This window comes from Stenotrophomonas maltophilia group sp. RNC7, assembly GCF_030910085.1.
GTDB lineage: Bacteria > Pseudomonadota > Gammaproteobacteria > Xanthomonadales > Xanthomonadaceae > Stenotrophomonas > Stenotrophomonas sepilia.
The window spans coordinates 1-2,746 of the sequence record NZ_JAVFVN010000541.1; the positions used below are offsets into that span (position 1 = coordinate 1).

Here is a 2,746-nt window from a genome sequence, read left to right on the forward strand (position 1 = left end):
GCATAAATACATAACCCTAATTTACGGTTATAATGATTTAGTTGTTCTAAAATCAAGTTATCTACTACATCGAATGGCACTTTTTTATTTTCTGGAGTCATTTGAAAAACAGATGCGAGTACAGCGTGATGAACATATCTAATATTTTTAAGTAATGCAGCTTGTTGCATTGAGCTTAGATTTATAAATGGCTTCGGAGGAAAAAATTCGATTGTTGATGCATCATATTTAAAACCAGTTAACCACCTTTTTTGCCATTGGGATACTAAAACGTTGGTACTTTGTTTTACGCTGTTAAAAGAATGATATCTTTCTGCGTCGGTCATCATTAGTAACACTCCTTACTGTAAATTTGATTTACCATTTAATAATCTATATATTAGTTATAATAAATGTAATGGTAAGAAAAATAAACAGCTATCTCCTACGATAGCTGTTTATTTTTAGTTTGGTTACTTTTCTTTTCTAACACCTTTGAAAGGTGTTGTACTACTTGTTTTTTGGTCAAGGAATCGTCCGGTTGCGCTGTCACGCTTAATCCAATTTCCGTTTGGACCTTGTAATTGGCTACGCCCTTTTACTGCGCCAATACGTCCTTTTCCAGGTTCTCCATTTTTCGCCATGAAAATTCTCCTTTCTTCTGTGCTTCATGATGTATATCTTGTTGTATGATTATTATTTTATATGAAAGTATTAGATTTTTATATCATTTTTAGTGTCAACTTATTCAACTACAACATTCTCATAAATTCTTCTTCGCTAATAATTTCAAGCTCCTTCCCCTGTGCAATCAATTTTTCTGCTTTCTCTAATTTAGAAGATTTATTTCCTTTTATCATCACGTTGTCGAAATCTCCGATGATAATATAGTTAGTGTTTTTGTTAATACCGTTTTGTGGAATGCCACCTTTATTAGCAATTAACTGTGCGGCTTCTATACGAGTATACGCATTTAATTTGCCTGTAAATACGATATGTTTTTGATAAAAAGGATGATCTTCAGATACTTCTGTTGCTACGTTAATATCTTTTAAATTTAAAGAGGAGTAGGATTGAGATTGAACTAATGAAGATCTATAGGTGTTACCAGAGATTTCGCCAGTTCTAATGTGTGTTTTGGAATAAATTTCTTCTATATTTGGTAGATCATATTTATGAGATAGTTGTAACATGAGTTGAGCACAAGCCCTTGCATCTTCCAAAGCATTATGATGGTTATTTAATTCAATGCTAAAATGTTTGCAAAGGTATTTTAAGGTATAGCTCTTTTCTCCGGTTATTAATTTTTTTGATAGTTGGTATGTACAAAGTAAGTTGTTATAAACAGATGGAAGTTCATACCGTCTTAAACTATCCCGGAGTGCGTATCCATCAAAAGGAAGATAATGAGCGACTAATAATTTGTTTTCAAATCTTTTTTTATACGCTTCATAAAATTCTGGAAATGTGAGGGCGTCTTTTACATCACTTGGTGTAATTCCGTGAATAGCGATATTATAATAGTCAAAATCTTCTTCTGGATTAATTAATTCATAGAGGGTATCAATGATTTCTCCATTTTCGACAAAGACCATACCAACAGCACAAATGCTATGACGATGATGGTTAGCAGTCTCAAAATCAAAAGCTACGAAATTATGCATTTTGCACCGCCTTCTCGATAATAACGCGTGTAATAAGGGTATATGTTGTAACCACGTTCTTCGGGATCTGCCACATGTTTATGAATCTCGTCTAATATCTTTTGAGTCAGTTCTTCACGAGTGGGCGCAAAACAACTACGTCCATGCCCGACGAATCGCCATATATAAGATTTTCGTTTGTTTGTATTTCCTTCCGAATCTATATAGGATTCAAATCCGAAGAGTACATAGCCTATTCTATTTTCTAAATGCCATAATTCGTAAATAGGAATGTTTTTTAAGTTTTTATATGCAGAGATTTCTTTTGTGAAAGATTGATAAGAACGTACTCCGTGGTCAAATAAAAACAGTAATGCATCATTTTTATGTACAAAAGATTCTTTGATACCTGTATCAGTCTCCGCAACATATCGTTCATCCATAGGCAGATCGGGATGCGGATTGGTGAAATAAAATAGTTTGCCGTGTTTCAATGCAAACACTCCCTTTCTAATTGAATATTTTTAATTTTATATTATTAGTATATAACATATATGGAAAGAGGAGTTAATTGAATAGTCATTTTTATACATAATTTCTATGTGAAGACAATTTGATCAGCGTATAAATTAATTCTTTTGTAGGTTACTACATCTTTTTATTTTTGAGTGTTATGGTCTTAACTTTGTATAAGAAACTCTATTATTATAAAATATGAAATATAAAATAAAGAAACAAATAATAAGAACGAATCATGTCAAAAAGGAAAAGGTGTACAAGGATGAAGAAATTCGACTTAAACATTGAAAAAGTTTTGGAACATTGGACTGTAGCACATGCATTAAGGGAAATCATCGCGAATGCATTGGATGAATCGAATTTAAGTGAAACAAAAGAACCTATTATATGGAAAGATGATGATGGAAAATGGCATATTAAAGATTATGGAAGAGGGCTAAAACATAATCATTTAACACAAAACGAAAATAAAGAAAAAATGAGCCGTGTTGAAAAAGTAATTGGAAAATTTGGAGTCGGATTGAAAGACGCTTTGGCAACCTTTGATAGAAGAAACATACATGTATTGATAAAATCTAAGTATAATGACATTACAATTAAAAAGT

5 protein-coding genes are annotated in these 2,746 nt (G+C 31.9%); 1 reads left to right on the forward strand and 4 read right to left on the reverse strand.

Annotation, left to right across the window (positions count from 1 at the left end; genetic code table 11):
• From RCF13_RS10685 to RCF13_RS10700, 4 genes are all read right to left on the reverse strand, one after another.
• Window positions 1–326 (reverse strand): hypothetical protein (locus tag RCF13_RS10685; protein WP_308141143.1); only part of this gene is annotated, 326 nt, incomplete at its 3' end.
• 126 nt (window positions 327–452) lie between these two features.
• Window positions 453–623, reverse strand: a complete 171-nt coding sequence (locus tag RCF13_RS10690) for a hypothetical protein (RefSeq protein WP_001097071.1) — start codon at window positions 621–623, stop codon at window positions 453–455.
• 108 nt (window positions 624–731) lie between these two features.
• Complete coding sequence (locus RCF13_RS10695) at window positions 732–1,643, reverse strand: exonuclease domain-containing protein (RefSeq protein WP_000551413.1); 912 nt, start codon at window positions 1,641–1,643, stop codon at window positions 732–734.
• Entirely contained in the window at window positions 1,628–2,116 is a 489-nt protein-coding gene (locus RCF13_RS10700) for a hypothetical protein (RefSeq protein WP_308141144.1), read from the reverse strand. Before RCF13_RS10700 ends, RCF13_RS10695 begins: the two co-directional genes overlap by 16 nt.
• A 287-nt stretch (window positions 2,117–2,403) precedes the next feature.
• On the opposite strand from RCF13_RS10700, the gene RCF13_RS10705 reads away from it, so the two are divergent.
• A partial coding sequence (locus tag RCF13_RS10705; protein ID WP_308141145.1) for a hypothetical protein occupies window positions 2,404–2,746 on the forward strand: 343 nt, incomplete at its 3' end.